Origin of the sequence: Streptomyces spiroverticillatus (assembly GCA_014650415.1) — a bacterium.
Taxonomy (GTDB): Bacteria; Actinomycetota; Actinomycetes; order Streptomycetales; family Streptomycetaceae; genus Streptomyces; species Streptomyces spiroverticillatus.
Genome location: BMUX01000003.1, coordinates 579761 through 595066 on the forward strand (window position 1 = coordinate 579761; position 15306 = coordinate 595066).

Consider the following 15306-nt stretch of genomic DNA (forward strand, 5'->3'; position numbering starts at 1 on the left):
GTTTCCCGCCTCCTGGCCCTCCATCGTATGTCCGTGCGGTCGAACCCTCCCCAGCCTGTGGATAACTGTGAGAAATCAGTCCCCGACCCGTGCGGACCTCAGTCGAAACGCGCCGCGAGCAGCACGATGTCCTCCGCCGAGTCCACCTCGTCCAGCCCGTCGGGCAGCACGGTGCGCAGCACGTGGTCGCAGATCGCCCCCGGGTCGTCGCGGATCGTCTTCGGCACGCCGGCCGCCGCCGCGTGCAGCCGCGCGAAGGCGCGGTCCATCGGGTCGCCGGTGCGGTGCAGCAGACCGTCGGTGTACAGCAGCACGGTCTCGCCCGGGTTCGGGCTGATCTCCACGCTGGGCGCCTCCCAGCACGAGAGCATCCCCAGCGGCGCCGACAGCGACGTCTCCGCGTACTCCGTGCGCCGCTCGCCGATGATCAGCGGCGGCGTGTGCCCGGCCCCGGCGAGCACGATCTTGCGCTTGGCCGGCTCGCAGTACGCCAGCAGCGCGGTGGCCGAGCGCGCGGGCTCGGTCAGCCGCATCAGCAGCTCCAGATCGGACAGTACGGCGACGGGGTCCTCGCCCTCTATGACGGCGTACGCCCGCAGGCTCGCCCGCAGCCGTCCCATGGCGGCCGTCGCGCTGGGCCCGGCGCCGGTGACGGAACCGACCACCAGGCCGAGCGCCCCTTCCGGCAGCGGCAGAGCGTCGTACCAGTCGCCGCCGCCGCGCGGTCCCGTCCGGTGCCGTACCGCCATCTGTACGCCCGACACCCGGGGCAGGCGGCTGGGCAGCAGCTCCTCGGTGAGGGTGGCCACGCGCGTGCGTGCCCGTTCCAGTTCCAGCAGCCGGGTCAGGTGCTCGGACGCGTACCGGCTGTAGAGCCCCACCAGGTGCCGCTGGCGCTCCATCGGCTCGGCGGGCTCGTCGTACAGCCACACGACCGCACCGAGCCGCCCGGAGGACCCGGTGAGCGGGAGCGCGTAACTGGCGGCGTAGCCGAGGCGGTCGGCGACCTCGCGGTGCAGCGGGTCCAGACCCTCCTCGTGCAGCAGGTCGGGGCTGGCGCTCGGGTCGCTGTCGCCGGGCTCGGCGGTGCCGTCCAGAAAACGCCCGTACGCGGTCGCGTCGCGCGGCACCGTCTCGATGTGGCCGAGGTCGGCGTGCGCGAGGCCGAAACCGACGGTGCTGGCGGGCCCGAGGCCGTCGGCGGGCTCCAGCACGGCGAGGCCCCGGCGGGCCCCGACGAGGGCGGCTCCGGCGCGCAGCACCTCGTGCAGTGCCTCGTCGAGCGCACCCGTCGCCATCAGGCGCTCGGTGAGTTCGTGCAGGGTGGTCAGGTCGGAGACCCAGCCGGCCAGCCGGTCCTGGATCACTGCTCCCGCAGGAGCGGAGGTCGCTCCCGCAGGCGCGGGAGTCTGCGTGGGGGGCGGAACCAGTGGATCGATTCCGGCCACTTTCGGCACGTTCGGGGCGCTCATGTCAGCCGGCTTTCCGCCTGGTGCGTTTCGCTCAATAGCATCGCAAACCCCCATGTCATTCTGCGCCGCTATCAATAGATCCACATCTACACGCACATGTAAGGCGATGTCCAGCATTGTCCTGGAGGGATTCATGGTGTCCCTGGGGAAACAGTGGAATGCGTACTTGGCGTGAAAATGCAGCACCGTACACATATTTGCGGTCGACTGAGGGCGTTCGACAGCGCGTCATATCGGGCCGCGCTGGGTATCTGCATCAGGTGATGACCGGGGGACTGCGGCAGTGCCGCCGTCGACCCGGAACCCGGCGGCGGGCGCAGGCGTCCTATCCGCTGTGGGCCCGGCACCGTCCCCGATGACCGTCAAGCACCAGGGATCAGCACCACCGGAAACGTAGGCGTCGTCCCTCGGGGACGGGGAAGCGCCCTGTGCGCGCCACCCCCCGCCACGTTCCGCGCTCGGCCCCTGTGGGGCTGCCGTACCGCAGGCTGTTCAGTGGCTCTGTACGTCCCGAAGTACGCGCAGTGAGTACGTGAGTCAAGTACGTCCCCAGCACGCGCAGTCAAGTGATGCACACATGGTGTCATGTGGACCTCGGCGTTCAACGGAAAGGAACGAGCGCTCATGCGCGAGATCCTCGGAAGGCGACGCAGGCTCCGGTTCCGGCGAAGCGAGCGGCCAGTTCTGCCCGGTACGGCGCTCACCTGCGCCACCGACTGGCAGTGGCCGGTGCTCCCGGGCGTGGGGCTGACGGCGGCCGGCGGCCGCGCGGGCACAGCGGTGCGCTGTGCCTGCCCCGATCCCGAGTGCGTGGTGCCCGGCGCGCACCCTTTCGACCCCGGGCTGCTGGCCGCCACCACCGATGCGCGCATGGTGCGCTGGTGGTGGGAGAAGCGCCCCGACGCACCGGTGGTGCTCGCCACCGGCGGGCGCGCCCCCTGTGCGCTCAGTCTCCCGGCGCTGGCAGGCGCACGGGCGCTGGTGGCGCTGGACCGGATGGGAGTGAACCTGGGGCCGGTCGTGGCGACACCCACGCGGTGGTCGCTCCTGGTGTCCCCCTACTCCCTGGAGCGGCTCGGTGAACTCCTGTACGCGAAGGACCGGGTGCCCTCCTCCCTGAGGTTCCACGGCGACGGCGGCTATCTGGTGCTGCCGCCCGCCGAAACGGGTGCGGGGCAGGTGCGTTGGGAGCGGCAACCCGCGCCCGGCAAGGACGGGCGCCCCTGGCTGCCGGACGTGGAGACCGTGCTGGACGCCCTGGTGGTGGCGAGCAGCGGTGCCCCCGGCGGCGGCAGCAGGCTCGCGTACTGACGTCGGCCACTGTCGTCCGCTGACGTCGCCCGCTGACGTGGCTCACTGACGTCACCCGCTGACGTCGCGCCCGGTGAGCGGCAACGGCGTTAACCGCCGTGCGCCGCTCACTCGTAAGGGTGTGAGACGGCGCGAGTTCAGCGGAATTGGGCGCGCGACCGGCAAGCCGCGCGCCATCCGTCGATATCTTCGGCCCACCGTCACGAATTTCCCGGCAGTTGACAGGTGGGACTCCCCTTGAATATCCGCATGATCGGGCTTTCGGCCGTCGTGGTGTTCACCGTTCTGCTGCCGTTCGCGGGAGCCTCCGCAGGACCCGCCCCCGGTACCCCGGCCGAACCCGAGAGGGCGCCGGCCGGGGCGCCGCCCGTGGCGGACGACCAGAAGCCCCGCGAGACCGACCTCCTGGGGCGCACCCGCACCCGGTGCGGCCCCGAGGTGACCTCCCCCGACGGCGTCGAGGCGCAGACCTGTGTGCTCACCGAGAAGGGCGAGACCTGGGCGCGCGCGTACTACCGCAACGCCACCGGGGAGGAACTCGACGCCGTACTGACGCTGATGGGTCCGGCCGGGCGCACGGTACGGATGCGCTGCGCGGTGGGTGCGGACGACGAGCCGGGGTCGTGCGAGACGCCGCGCGAGAAGGTGCCGAAGAAGTCGGCGGCGGAAGAGGGCACGGAAGCGGACACCGAGCCGTACACGGCGGTGGCGGAATTCGCGGGTCGGGGAGACGGGCCGCTGCTGCTGCGCTCGGGGAGCAACTCACCGGAGCCGGCAGGGCCGTAAGAACTGAAAGGCCCGATCGCTGGCGACGGGGGATGCACCAGCGACCGGGCTCCTAGAACGGTAACAAGAGATCTGCTGTTCGCAAATTCGATCTCGTGTATTCAGACAGGGATTTACTCGTCAGTACGGTCCACTGTGACCGGAGTCACTGCGCCCGCTCCGTCCCGTTGTGCGACGTGCAACGGAGAGGCCCCGCGGAGCCCCTCCGGCGGATCAACTCAGCGTCACCTGACGGTTGGTGAGGCCGCCGCGCGAGCGCCGCTCCTCGGCCGTCAGCGGGGCGTCCGAGGCGAGTGCGACGGCGAGCCGCTCGGCGAACTCCGCGGCGGGCTTCTCGCACTCCTCCGCCGTCATCGCGCTCGGCAGGTCCCACACCGGAACGATGATTCCGTGCGCCCGGAACGAGCCGACCAGACGGGTGTTCTCGCCCAGCGACGAGGTGCCCGCGGCGTGCAGCCGGGCCAGCGCGTCGAGGAGCTTCTCCTCCGGGTGCGGCATGGCCCACCGCAGGTGGTTCTTCTCGGGTGTCTCGCACCAGTACGCGCTGTCCACACCGGTCAGTCGTACGGTCGGGATGGCGGCGGCGTTGGCACGCTCCAGGGAGGCGGTGACCTCGGCGTTGGCGTTCTCCGCGTCCGGCACCCAGAACTCGAAGCCCGTGTGCACGTCCGGCGCGAACGCGGCGTCCGGGTCCAGCAGGTCCTGGAGGCGCGGACCGTCGGCGGGCGCCTTGTCGGCGGTGACCGGGTTGCCGGGCTCGGCGACGAGCGCCCGCTGGAGGGTGTGCGCGAGGTCGCGGCTCAGGTCGCCGGAGGGGGTGTCGTTCTGGAGGCCGAGCAGGACGGAGCCGTCCTCGCGGCGCAGCGCGGGCCACGCCATCGGCAGCACCGTCGCGAGGGTCACCGACGGAACGCCCTCGGGGAGGCCGCCCTTGAGGGTGAGCTCCACCGTCGCGGCCGGGACCAGCTCGCGCAGCGCGACCCAGTCGCACTCCCCGGCCAGGCCCTCGAAGGGGCGCTGGACCAGCTCGGTCACGGCGTGCGAGGCGGCGCGGCCGTGGCAAGCCTTGTAACGGCGGCCCGAGCCGCACGGGCAGGGCTCGCGCGCCCCGACCACCGGCACGGGCTCGTTGCTGGTGTTCTGCGGCTTGGCGGCCTTGGTCTGCGGGCGCTTCTTGGCCATGCGTGCTTCTCCCATTGCGGCAGTGCGGTGTCGGCGCGAGCCTAGCCGCAATGGGGAGCACGTCCTTCGTGCCGCGAGCACCGGTGCCGGTGCTCGCGGTATGAGCGCAGTGAGCACCAGCACCGGTGACAGGGACATCGCGTCGCCGGCACCGGTGCTGTGCTTTCAGCCCAGATCGTCGAACGGGACCGCGAAGTCCAGCGCCGGTGGTGCGACGCGTGTGGCGAAGTCGCTGTGCCGGTCGCTCTCTTCGAGCACCACCCACACCGTCACCTCGCCGGACGTACGGTCGTCCCGTACGCCCCAGTCGCGGGCGAGCGCGCTGATGATGTTCAGCCCGCGGCCGCCCCGTGCGGTCACCGAGGGAGTGGCCGGAACAGGGCGGGTCGGACCGCCGCCGTCCGTCACTTCCACGGTCAGCCGCCCCGTCGGGCCGACGCCCCACGCGGCCCGCACGTCCCCGTCGCCGACCTCCGCCGCCCCCAGGGGCCTGCCGTGCCGACAGGCATTGCTCAGTAGTTCGGAAAGGACCAGAACCGCATCATCGACGACCGATTCGGACACCCCTTGCGTGCGCAGTTCCGTACGCATCTGGTGTCTTGCCGCGCCCACGCCGGCAGGGCCATGCGGAATGGCCATGCACGACGACGTGGGCACCTCCTGTGCCTCCATCAACGCCACCCCCGAGACCTCCTTCGCCCCACGCCACGGTGTGAATTCCCCAATGGCCTGGACCGGAAACCGGCCAAGCATTGGCCAATGATGCACTCGTAACGATCGAATCCGGTACGGATGCGCCGGTGCACTCCCAGCAGTGGGTCCAGGTCGGCGTCCCTGCACTAGGCGCGACCGAGTTGCGCGAGCACCTGCTTGGGGCGATTGGTGATGATCGCGTCCACACCGAGACGCACGCACAGGTCCACGTCCTCCGGCTCGTTCACCGTCCAGACGTGCACCCGGTGCCCCGCGCGGTGCAGGCGGGCGATGTAGCCGGGGTGGTTGCGCACGATCCGCATGCCGGGGCCAGCGATCCGGGCGCCCGCGGGGAGCCGCCCGTCGCGCAGCCGGGGCGTCACGAACTGCATCAGGTACACCGTCGGAATGGCGGGTGCGGCCAGGCTCACCCGGTGCAGGGAGCGCGCGGAGAAGCTCATGATGCGCACCGGCGCGGGATCGCCCGCCTCCTTCGGCGGCCCGTCCAGGCCGAAGCGCCCCAGCATCTCCAGCAGCTTCTCCTCGACCTGGCCGGCCCATCGGGTGGGGTGCTTGGTCTCGATGGCCAACTGGATCGGCCGGCCCGCGTCCGCGACGAGTTCGAGCAGCCGCTCCAGAGTCAGTACGGAGATGAGCTCGCCGCGGTCCGGGTCGCGGTCCGGGCGCTCGCCGCTCTCCTCGATGCCCTTCCAGGAACCGAAGTCGAGCGCGGCGAGGTCGGCCAGTTCCAGGGCGGATACGGCACCCCGGCCGTTCGACGTGCGGTTGACCCGGCGGTCGTGCACGCAGACGAGATGGCCGTCGGCGGTCAGGCGCACATCGCACTCCAGGGCGTCGGCCCCGTCCTCGATGGCCTTCCGGTACGCGGCCAGCGTGTGCTCGGGGGCCTCCTCGGAGGCTCCGCGGTGGGCGACTACCTGGATGGTCTGCTGTCGTGCGTGGGTCACCGCGTCATGGTGTCACCGACAGCGGGCAGGTGTACGCGAAGCGGTGCGGGGAACGGGAGCCGCGAGGGGCTCGTGAGGCAGTCGCGGGGCCGTTCGGCCGCTTCGGGGGAGGCCTCCGGGTGCGTCCCATTAGTCCGGAATAAAGGATGAAGAGCGGACGCACAGGTCCCGTTTACAGTGCTCTGACGTGCTGTGGGAAAAGCTGACAGCACACACGTGCACAGCGGGAAAAACGGCCTACAGCGGGACGAAGGATCCCGGAACGTGCCGGATCATCAGAAGCAGGACGACGTGGAACCGAGGAGAGAGCTGTGAGCACCGAGAACGAGGGCACTGCGGTACCGGCCGCCCCGTCCGTACCGCCGTCTCCCGTCCCGGCCACGGAACAGGACGCGTCGACGGTCACCGGTGCACCCGGCTCCGGTGCACCTGGCTCCGGTGCTGCCGACGCCGGTGCTCCTGTCACCGGTGCTGGTGCTCCGGCCGACGCTGTCACCGGCGCTGGTGCTCAGGAGGCCCCTGTCGCACCGGCCCCGGAGCGCACGGCGGAACTCCCTGCGACCCCGCCGCCCGCAGCCCACCAGCCCCCGGCCCACCAGCCCCCGGCTCCGCACGCCCCCCAGCACCCAGCGCCGGGGGCCCCCGGTGCCCCGGGAGCGGCCTGGCCCCCGCCGCCGCCCGCGTTCCCGACGTACGGCACCGCATACAGCAGCGGCACCGGCGGTGACGCGCACCACGGCAGCGGCGGTCACGGCACCGGCGGTCACGGCGGCAGCGGTCACGGCGGCGGCGACCCCTGGGGCGCCCCCCTGGGCCAGGAGCCCCCCGCGCCCAAGCGCAAGGGGCGCGGCGGAATGATCGCCGCCGTCCTGGTCGCCGCACTGGTGGCAGGCGGTGTCGGCAGCGGCATCGGTTTCTGGGCCGCGAACCGCGAGGCGAACTCCCCCGGCGGCTCCACCACCATCTCCGCGGCGGGCAACCCGCAGGACTTCAAGCGCGACCCCGGCAGTGTCGCGGGCGTGGCGGGCAAGGCGCTGCCCTCCGTCGTCACCATCGACGCGCAGAGCGGCAGCGGCGAAGGCGGCACCGGCACCGGCTTCGTCTACGACAAGCAGGGCCACATCCTCACCAACAACCACGTGGTCGCCTCGGCCGCCGACGGCGGCGAACTGTCCGTCACCTTCTCCAACGGCAAGAAGTACGCCGCCGAAGTCGTGGGCCGCGCCCAGGGTTACGACGTCGCCGTCATCAAGCTGAAGAACGCGGGGGACCTCAACCCGCTCCCCCTCGGCGACTCCGACAAGGTCGTCGTGGGCGACGCGACGATCGCCATCGGCGCCCCCTTCGGCCTGTCCAACACGGTCACCACGGGCATCATCAGCGCCAAGGACCGCCCGGTCGCCTCCGGCGACGGCCAGGGCAACAAGGCGTCGTACATGAGCGCCCTCCAGACGGACGCCTCGATCAACCCCGGCAACTCCGGTGGTCCGCTCCTGGATTCGCGCGGCGCGGTCATCGGCATCAACTCCGCGATCCAGTCCGTCCCCAGCGGCGGCTTCGGCACCGGCGGCGGCCAGGCGGGCTCCATCGGCCTCGGTTTCGCCATCCCGATCAACCAGGCCAAGACGGTCGCCGAGCAGCTCATCAAGACGGGCAAGCCGGTCTACCCGATGATCGGCGCGACGGTGGCCATGGACCAGAAGGGCGAGGGCGCCAAGATCTCCGAATCGGGTGCGGGCAACACCCCGGCGATCACCCCGAACGGCCCGGCAGCGGCGGCGGGTCTCAAGCCCGGTGACGTCATCACCAAGTTCGAGGACCGCGTCATCGACAGCGGCCCGACCCTGATCAGCGAGATCTGGACCCACAAGCCCGGCGACAAGGTCAAGCTGACCTACACCCGCGGCGGCAAGGAGTCCACCACCGAAGTAACCCTCCAGGCACGCGAGGGCGACAGCTGACCGGCTAGGCTGTCCTCGCGTCCCCGCAGGTCGGTGACGCGAGGGTGGGTTGCCCGAGCGGCCTAAGGGAACGGTCTTGAAAACCGTCGTGGCAGCGATGTCACCGTGGGTTCAAATCCCACACCCACCGCAGTGAGTGAACGGCCCCCGACCAGGCATCCGGTCGGGGGCCGTTCGCGTGCACAGGTGCGCTCGGAAAAGTGCACCTGTGCACGCGCCCGCGGTGTGTCTACGCGCGCGTGCCCGCGGAGAGCCGGGCGGCCGAGGCGAGGGTGGAGTGGATTTCCTGCGGGGTGAGGCCCGTCTGGAGGGCGGCCTCGGTGAGGGCGGGGGTGAGGGTTTCGCCGATTCCGTTCTCGTAGGCACGGCAGGCGGCCCAGAAGAGGCGGGTGTTGCGTTGGCCCTCGCGGGCGGTGCGGACGAATTCCACGAGGCCGTGGCCGCTGGCGTTGCGTAACGGGGCTGACGGCGGCGGCTTGCGGCGTTCCCGGGTGAGGAGCGCGAGGAGGGGCGGCGGGCACGGGGCGGCCGGGAGGTGCGCCGTGCCGGGGGCCAGGCGGTAGACACCGGCCGAGGTCAGGGAGCCGGGGCCGACCAGGTAGCCGCCCGCGCCGCGGACGTCGATGGCCGGTGCGAGGCGGCTCGCGGAGTTGGGCACCGTGACGTCGGGCGGCCCGGTCAGCCAGAGGTGGCGGCCGCCGGAGGGGGTGAGCACGGTCAGGGTGGCAGGGAGCGTGAAATCGTGTTCCCGGGCCAGGTCTTGGAGGGCGGCGAGCGGGTCGGCGCCGTGTTTGGTGTCCAGGTCGAGGCCGATGAGGTGGTGCCGGGGCCGGCCGCAGGCGATGCCGTAACCGGTGGCCCAGGGGGCGGCGGCGAACAGGGCGCGGACGACCACCGGGTCGGTGGAGGCGTCGTGCACACCGTGCCCGGGGAAGCCGCAGGCGCCGCGACAGGGCGGCCCCGGCGCGGGGGGCTCGTCGCGGTGCGGCGAGGGCAGGGCCGGGAGTTTGGTCCTGGACAGCGGGATGACGGGCAGGCCGCGCTCGGCGGCCGAGAGCGCGTGCGCGAGGGCCAGGGTGGCGGTGAGCCGGTCTGGAGTGGCCATGACCCCATAGTCGTACGAATGTTCGAGTTAGGGAAGCCGGAAAAGTTGGCTAAAAATGTGCCGAAACCTTTCCTCTTATGGGGTTACTGATCCCTGTGGGCCATTTGGCCGATAGATGGGGGATTTGGGGTGAGGTTGAGGGTTTATCGACAAAACCTCACGCTTGCGAGCGAATAAGTGCGTGGTGGGTGGTTCGCCGGGGATTCGGTGGGTCAATCTGATCTCGCGACGTCGTCACCAGCACCGAGGCAGTCGGCCAACTTCCTCGGAACAAGCCGTACTTAACAGTTCCTGGAGGAATTGACATGGCACGTATCCGTAACGCCCGCGTCATCGCCGCTGTCGCCGCTCTCCCCCTCGCGGCCGCCCTGTTCACCGGTGTTGCCACCGCCGACAACGGCTCCTTCGCGGACGACGGATCGAACGCGACCGTTGCCACGCAGAACGGCACCGGCGTGGGCGGCACCAACAACGGCAACTCCGTCACCACGCAGCAGGTGGCCACCGGTGCCGGCGCCTCGAACCAGAACAACACCGCCGCGGTGAACGGCTCGGACGACACGTCCATCCAGCAGGGCAACGAGAACGTCGCGGTGAACTTCACCGAGCTCTGGTAGTACTGCGCGGCCTGATGGGGGTCTGTGCTGCGGGGTGAACGACTGCCTGTGCGGCGGTGCTTCGGCGCCGCCGCACAGGCATTTCCGCGTGCGGCCGGGGGTCAATCCGGCACCGGCTCCGGTGTCAGTTCCGGTGCCGGCTCCGGCGCCGGTTCCGATGTGCGTGACCTTGACAGGGCGCTGGGATCTGACGGACAGTCAGAAACCTTCTCGTGTACGTCCGGAACACCGCCGGAGGCCATCGCCGTGCACCTCGCCCCCACCGAGCGCCAGCAGCGACTGCGCGCCGAGCTCCGTTCGTACTTCCGCGCCCTGATGCCGGACGGACCGCCGACGGACGCGACCGCACAGCGCGATCTGCTGCGGCGGATCGGCGCGGACGGGATGCTCGGACTCGGCTGGCCGAAGGAGTACGGCGGCCAGGGCCGCGGCGCGGACGAGCAGTTCGTCTTCTTCGACGAGGCGTACCGGGCGGGCGCACCGGTCTCGATGGTCACGCTCAACACGGTCGGCCCGACCCTGATGAAGTACGGGACCGACGCCCAACGGGACTTCTTCCTCCCGCGGATCCTGCGCGGCGAACTCGTCTTCGCCATCGGCTACAGCGAACCGGAGGCCGGAACGGACCTCGCGTCGCTGCGCACCCGCGCCGTGCGGTCGGCGGACGGAGACGCGTGGCTGATCGACGGGCAGAAGGTCTTCACCAGCAACGCCCAGAACGCGGACTGGATCTGGCTCGCCTGCCGCACCGACCCCGAAGCGCCCAAACACCGGGGGATATCGATCGTCTTGGTCCCGACGGACGCGCCCGGCTTCTCGTGGACGCCGATCGAGACGGTCGGCGGCCTGACCACCACCGCCACGTACTACGACGGGATCCGGGTCCCGGCCGGGAATCTGGTCGGGACCGAGAACGAGGGCTGGGGGCTGATCACCAACCAGCTCAACCACGAGCGCGTCGCCCTCGCCGCCATCGGGATGCAGGCCGAGGACGCGTACGAAGAAGCCTTGGCCCACGCTCGGCGCGTCGACCCGGACACCGGCGAAAGGCCAGGTGAGAGGCCCTGGGTGCGGGCCCGGCTGGCCGAGGCGCATGCCCGGCTGGCGATGGTGCGGCTGCTGAACTGGCGGCTGGTCGGCGACGTCGGCGCGGGCGCGCTGGCGCCGGGCGACGCGAGCGGCGTGAAGTTCGTCGGCACCGAGAGCGCGGTCGCCGTCTACCGGCTCTGCCAGGAAGTGGTCGGCGACGCGGGCCTGGTGCGGGCCGGCTCGCCGGGGGCCTTCGGCGACGGGGAGTTGGAGCGGATGAACCGGGCCGCGCAGATCAACACCTTCGGCGGCGGGGTGAGCGAGGTGCAGCGGGAGATCGTGGCGACCATGCGGCTCGGGATGCGGAGGACCAAGCGGTGACGGACGGGGCGATTACGGACGGGGCGATTACGGGCGGTACGGGATCTCGGAAATTCGTCACAGAAAGTTACGACGATCGGGAACATGCCGGATTCCAGGCTCGTTTGAAGAAGTACGAGGGGCAGACGGCGGCCTCCTCGGCAGTGGGCAAGGACCTGGTCAACGAGCCGATGATCAGGCACTGGTGCGAAGCGATGGGAGACACCAGTCCGGCATACGAAGGGCCGGACGCGATAGCTCCGCCGACGATGCTCCAAGCCTGGACGATGGGCGGATTGTCCGGGCACACGGATCGCTCGTCGGCGTACGAGGACCTGTTCGCGCTGCTCGACGGCGCCGGGTGTACGGCGGTGGTGGCCACCGACTGCGAGCAGGAGTACGTGCGGGACTTGCGGCCCGGACAGCGGATCACCTTCGACGCGGTGATCGAGTCGGTGTCCGACCGCAAGACGACCAAGCTGGGCACCGGGTACTTCGTCACGACCCGGATGGACGTCTTCGGCGACGGGGAGCTGGCGGGCACGCACCGCTTCCGCATCCTCAAGTACGCCCCGAAGGAACGCCGCAGCGGCCCGGCTGCGAGCACAACTCAACAGGGAGCGGCGAAGCAGGAGCACGCGGAACCCCGGGTGGTGCCCGGGGCGGAGTCCCGGAAGGACGCGTCTCCCGCGCTGCGGCCGCGGCCGGTGATCAACCGCGACAACGCCGGTTTCTGGAAGGGGGTTTCCGACCACCGGCTGCTGATCCAGCGCTGCGAGACGTGCGAGTTGCTCCGATTCCCGTGGCTGCCCGGATGCAACGGGTGCGGTTCGGCGCGCTGGGACACGGTCGAGGCGAGCGGCGAGGGCACGGTCTTCTCCTACGTGGTCATGCACCACCCGGCGTTCCCGGCCTTCGACCCGCCGTACGCGGTCGGGCTGATCGAGCTGGCCGAGGGCGTGCGGATGATCAGCAACGTGGTCGGGGTGCCGGCCGAGCAGGTGCGGATCGGGATGCGGGTCGAGGCGGAGTTCCGGCGGTTCGACGCGGAGTTGGAGCTTCCGGTGTTCCGGGTCGTGGACGGTTCAGCCGGTGCGGGCGACGCGGAAGGCGAGGGGTGAGCGGGATGGACTTCACTCCGAGCGAGGAGCAGCAGGCCGCGCAGGACCTGGCGGCGCGGATCTTCGGCGACCTGTCCACGCACGAGCGGCTGACCGCGGCCGGTACGGGCAGCGACGCGGAGCTGTGGAAGCGGCTGGGCGAGGCCGGACTGCTCGAAGCGGTGGAGTCCGTCGGGCTGTTGGGGCTGGTTCTGCTGCTGGAGGAGCAGGGGCGGACGACGGCTCAGGTTCCGTTCGCGGCCACCGGAGTCGCGGGTTTGCTCGCGATGGGTGCATTCGGGACGCGAAAACAGCGGGAAACGATGGGGCCGGGGCTGCGAAACGGCTCCCTGGTGGCCGTGAGTGCGTTTTCGGCCAGCGGGCCCGGACACGTTCGGGTGAGCGGCGGTGCGGAATCCGGCGATGGCTCGTACGGGTGTGCGTTGTCCGGGGTCGTGCCGGTGGTGCCGTGGCTGCGGGACGCCACCCATGTGCTGGTGCCGGACGCGGAGCGGGGGCTGTGGTTCGTACGGGCCGAGGAGGCCGGGGTCCGGGTGGAGCCGGTGGAGACCACCGCGCCCTGGGCGGCGGGCCGGCTCACCCTGGACGGGGCGCGGGCCGAGCGGCTGGGCGGGCCGGGCCCGGAGGCGTACGAGAGGGTGCGCAGGGCGGCGACGATCGCGTACGCGGGGCTCCAGGCCGGGGTCTGCGCGGGGGCGGTGGCGCGGGCCGCCGAGTACACCTCGCAGCGGGAGCAGTTCGGGCGGCCGCTGTCCACCAAGCAGGGCGTCCAACTGCGGGCGGCCGACGCGCACATGGACACCGAGGCGATCCGGGTCACGGCGTACGAGGCGGCCTGGCGGTACGACCAAGGCCTCCCGCACGCGACGCACGCGCTGACCGCGGCCTGGTGGGCGTCCGAGGCGGGGCGGCGCGTGGTGCACGCCGGCCAGCACCTGCACGGCGGGATGGGCGCCGACCTGGAGCACCCCGTGCACCGGCACTTCCTCTGGGGGCGGCAGATCGACGCCTACCTGGGCGGCGGGGGCCAGGCGCTGGAGGGGCTCGGAGAACTGCTCGTGGAGGAAGGGGTGGAGGGATGAGTTCCGGTGGGGTCGGGCAGCTGGAGGCCGGTGCGGAGCTGGCGCCGTTGGAGATCGCGGTGACGCGGACGCTGATCGTCGCGGGGGCGGTGGCCTCCCGGGACTACCAGGACGTGCATCACGACGCCGAGGCCGCGCGGGAGAAGGGGTCGCCGGACATCTTCATGAACATCCTGACGACCAACGGGCTGGTCGGGCGGTACGTGACCGACCGGCTCGGCCCCGGGGTCCGGCTGCGGGCGGTGAAGATCCGGCTCGGTGCGCCCAATTACCCCGGCGACACCATGGTGTTGCGCGGGACCGTCACCGAGGTCGACGACTCCACGGGCACGGCCGAGATCCGTGTCGTCGGCGCCAACGGCATCGGCCATCACGTCACCGGCACGGTGAGGGTGGCGTTCGGAGCGGTCCGTGAGGGGGAGGGGCGCGCATGAGCATCCGCAGGGCGGACGAGCTGGGCGGGAAGGCCGCGATCGTGGGGATCGGGGCGACCGAGTTCTCCAAGGACTCCGGGCGCAGCGAGCTGAAGCTGGCCGTCGAGGCGGTGCACGCGGCGCTCGACGACGCCGGGCTGGTGCCCGGGGACGTCGACGGTCTGGTCACCTTCACCATGGACACCAGCCCGGAGATCACCGTCGCGCAGGCGGCCGGGATCGGCGAGCTGTCGTTCTTCTCCCGCATCCACTACGGCGGCGGCGCGGCCTGCGCGACCGTGCAGCAGGCGGCACTGGCCGTGGCGGCGGGGGTGGCCGAAGTGGTGGTCTGCTACCGGGCGTTCAACGAGCGGTCGGGTCGGCGCTTCGGGTCCGGGGTGCAGCGCAGGGAGCCCTCGGCGGAGGGGGCGGCGATGGGGTGGGCGCTGCCGTTCGGGCTGCTGACCCCGGCCTCCTGGGTGGCGATGGCGGCGCAGCGGTACCTGCATGCGTACGGGCTGACCCCCGAGGCGTTCGGGCATGTGGCGGTCACCGACCGGCGGTACGCGGCGACCAATCCGGCCGCGTACTTCCACGGGAAGCCGATCACGCTCGCCGATCACGCCGCCTCGCGGTGGATCGTGGAGCCGCTGCGGCTGCTGGACTGCTGCCAGGAGACCGACGGCGGGCAGGCGATCGTGGTGACCAGCGCCGAGCGGGCCCGTGACCTCGCGCAGCCGCCCGCCGTGATCGTGGCCGCCGCCCAAGGGGCGGGGCGCGGGCAGGAGGCGATGACCAGCTTCTACCGGGACGACCTCACCGGGCTGCCCGAAATGGACGTGGTGGCGCGGCAGTTGTGGCGCACGTCCGGGCTCGCGCCGTCCGACATCGACGTGGGGATCCTCTACGACCACTTCACGCCGTTCGTGCTGATGCAGCTGGAGGAGTTCGGGTTCTGCAAGCCGGGCGAGGCGGCCGACTTCGTGGCGGCGGACGCCCTGCCGCTGAACACGCACGGCGGCCAGCTGGGTGAGGCGTACCTGCACGGCATGAACGGGATAGCCGAGGCCGTGCGGCAACTGCGCGGCACCTCGGTGAACCAGGTGGAGGGTGCGGAGCGGACGCTGGTGACGGCGGGCACCGGGGTTCCCACATCCGGGTTGATCCTGGGCGCCGATTGCTGACCGCCCCGGCGTGAGTCGTGGA

General features: G+C 71.3%; 14 protein-coding genes and 1 tRNA gene. 10 read left to right on the top strand and 5 right to left on the bottom strand.

The genetic code is table 11. The features are described from left to right. Positions 1 to 98: 98 nt before the first annotated feature. Positions 99 to 1589 carry a PP2C family protein-serine/threonine phosphatase gene (locus IE269_RS10740; protein WP_189822603.1) on the bottom strand — a complete coding sequence of 497 codons (1491 nt, stop codon included), beginning with the start codon at positions 1587 to 1589 and terminating at the stop codon, positions 99 to 101. A gap of 507 nt (positions 1590 to 2096) precedes the next feature. On the opposite strand from IE269_RS10740, the gene IE269_RS10745 reads away from it, so the two are divergent. Beyond that, complete coding sequence (locus tag IE269_RS10745; RefSeq protein ID WP_189822604.1) at positions 2097 to 2783, top strand: bifunctional DNA primase/polymerase; 687 nt, start codon at positions 2097 to 2099, stop codon at positions 2781 to 2783. 237 nt (positions 2784 to 3020) lie between these two features. Then, positions 3021 to 3569, top strand: a complete 549-nt coding sequence (locus tag IE269_RS10750; protein ID WP_189822605.1) for a hypothetical protein — start codon at positions 3021 to 3023, stop codon at positions 3567 to 3569. 213 nt (positions 3570 to 3782) lie between these two features. Here IE269_RS10750 and IE269_RS10755 read toward each other — a convergent pair whose 3' ends face one another. The 3 genes from IE269_RS10755 to IE269_RS10765 form a co-directional block, all read right to left on the bottom strand. Beyond that, a complete protein-coding gene (locus IE269_RS10755; RefSeq protein ID WP_189822606.1) occupies positions 3783 to 4751 on the bottom strand; it encodes a DUF5926 family protein in 969 nt (322 codons plus the stop codon). A 165-nt stretch (positions 4752 to 4916) separates the two neighbouring features. Then, positions 4917 to 5504 carry an ATP-binding protein gene (locus IE269_RS10760; RefSeq protein WP_189822607.1) on the bottom strand — a complete coding sequence of 196 codons (588 nt, stop codon included), beginning with the start codon at positions 5502 to 5504 and terminating at the stop codon, positions 4917 to 4919. An 86-nt stretch (positions 5505 to 5590) separates the two neighbouring features. Then, the gene (locus IE269_RS10765; protein ID WP_189822608.1) at positions 5591 to 6412 is read right to left on the bottom strand and encodes a glycerophosphodiester phosphodiesterase; all 822 of its coding nucleotides are present in this window, start codon (positions 6410 to 6412) and stop codon (positions 5591 to 5593) included. 311 nt (positions 6413 to 6723) lie between these two features. Here IE269_RS10765 and IE269_RS10770 point away from each other — a divergent pair, with 311 nt between their 5' ends. Together IE269_RS10770 and IE269_RS10775 are read left to right on the top strand one after the other, a co-directional pair. Further along, positions 6724 to 8373, top strand: coding sequence for a S1C family serine protease (locus IE269_RS10770; protein WP_189822609.1), 1650 nt, complete (start codon positions 6724 to 6726; stop codon positions 8371 to 8373). Positions 8374 to 8416: 43 nt separating this feature from the next. Continuing rightward, positions 8417 to 8503 (top strand) — tRNA-Ser (locus tag IE269_RS10775). A 99-nt stretch (positions 8504 to 8602) separates the two neighbouring features. On the opposite strand, the gene IE269_RS10780 is transcribed toward IE269_RS10775, so the two are convergent. Then, positions 8603 to 9478: a bifunctional DNA primase/polymerase gene (locus IE269_RS10780; RefSeq protein WP_189822610.1), complete on the bottom strand. Its 876-nt coding sequence runs from the start codon at positions 9476 to 9478 to the stop codon at positions 8603 to 8605. A 305-nt stretch (positions 9479 to 9783) separates the two neighbouring features. Here IE269_RS10780 and IE269_RS10785 point away from each other — a divergent pair, with 305 nt between their 5' ends. The 6 genes from IE269_RS10785 to IE269_RS10810 all read left to right on the top strand — a co-directional run bounded on the left by IE269_RS10785 (position 9784) and on the right by IE269_RS10810 (position 15284). After that, entirely contained in the window at positions 9784 to 10095 is a 312-nt protein-coding gene (locus IE269_RS10785; protein ID WP_189822611.1) for a hypothetical protein, read from the top strand. Between the two features lie 246 nt (positions 10096 to 10341). Then, positions 10342 to 11505: an acyl-CoA dehydrogenase family protein gene (locus IE269_RS10790; protein WP_189822612.1), complete on the top strand. Its 1164-nt coding sequence runs from the start codon at positions 10342 to 10344 to the stop codon at positions 11503 to 11505. A gap of 170 nt (positions 11506 to 11675) precedes the next feature. Beyond that, positions 11676 to 12605 (top strand): bifunctional MaoC family dehydratase N-terminal/OB-fold nucleic acid binding domain-containing protein, encoded by a 930-nt coding sequence (locus IE269_RS10795; protein WP_438817539.1) that lies wholly within the window; start codon positions 11676 to 11678, stop codon positions 12603 to 12605. 5 nt (positions 12606 to 12610) lie between these two features. Further along, the gene (locus tag IE269_RS10800) at positions 12611 to 13687 is read left to right on the top strand and encodes an acyl-CoA dehydrogenase family protein (RefSeq protein WP_189822613.1); all 1077 of its coding nucleotides are present in this window, start codon (positions 12611 to 12613) and stop codon (positions 13685 to 13687) included. After that, positions 13684 to 14121 carry a MaoC/PaaZ C-terminal domain-containing protein gene (locus IE269_RS10805; RefSeq protein WP_189822614.1) on the top strand — a complete coding sequence of 146 codons (438 nt, stop codon included), beginning with the start codon at positions 13684 to 13686 and terminating at the stop codon, positions 14119 to 14121. Before IE269_RS10800 ends, IE269_RS10805 begins: the two co-directional genes overlap by 4 nt. Beyond that, positions 14118 to 15284 (top strand): lipid-transfer protein, encoded by a 1167-nt coding sequence (locus IE269_RS10810; RefSeq protein WP_189822615.1) that lies wholly within the window; start codon positions 14118 to 14120, stop codon positions 15282 to 15284. Before IE269_RS10805 ends, IE269_RS10810 begins: the two co-directional genes overlap by 4 nt. The last annotated feature ends 22 nt before the right edge of the window (positions 15285 to 15306 follow it).

Bases quoted from the DNA above. Each gene is read 5' to 3' on its own strand.
- IE269_RS10740 (WP_189822603.1), bottom strand. From the start codon at position 1,589: ATGCTGGACATCGCCTTACATGTGCGTGTAGATGTGGATCTATTGATA.
- IE269_RS10745 (WP_189822604.1), top strand. From the start codon at position 2,097: ATGCGCGAGATCCTCGGAAGGCGACGCAGGCTCCGGTTCCGGCGAAGC.
- IE269_RS10755 (WP_189822606.1), bottom strand. From the start codon at position 4,751: ATGGCCAAGAAGCGCCCGCAGACCAAGGCCGCCAAGCCGCAGAACACC.
- IE269_RS10760 (WP_189822607.1), bottom strand. From the start codon at position 5,504: ATGCTTGGCCGGTTTCCGGTCCAGGCCATTGGGGAATTCACACCGTGG.
- IE269_RS10780 (WP_189822610.1), bottom strand. From the start codon at position 9,478: ATGGCCACTCCAGACCGGCTCACCGCCACCCTGGCCCTCGCGCACGCG.
- IE269_RS10785 (WP_189822611.1), top strand. From the start codon at position 9,784: ATGGCACGTATCCGTAACGCCCGCGTCATCGCCGCTGTCGCCGCTCTC.
- IE269_RS10795 (WP_438817539.1), top strand. From the start codon at position 11,676: ATGATCAGGCACTGGTGCGAAGCGATGGGAGACACCAGTCCGGCATAC.
- IE269_RS10800 (WP_189822613.1), top strand. From the start codon at position 12,611: ATGGACTTCACTCCGAGCGAGGAGCAGCAGGCCGCGCAGGACCTGGCG.
- IE269_RS10805 (WP_189822614.1), top strand. From the start codon at position 13,684: ATGAGTTCCGGTGGGGTCGGGCAGCTGGAGGCCGGTGCGGAGCTGGCG.
- IE269_RS10810 (WP_189822615.1), top strand. From the start codon at position 14,118: ATGAGCATCCGCAGGGCGGACGAGCTGGGCGGGAAGGCCGCGATCGTG.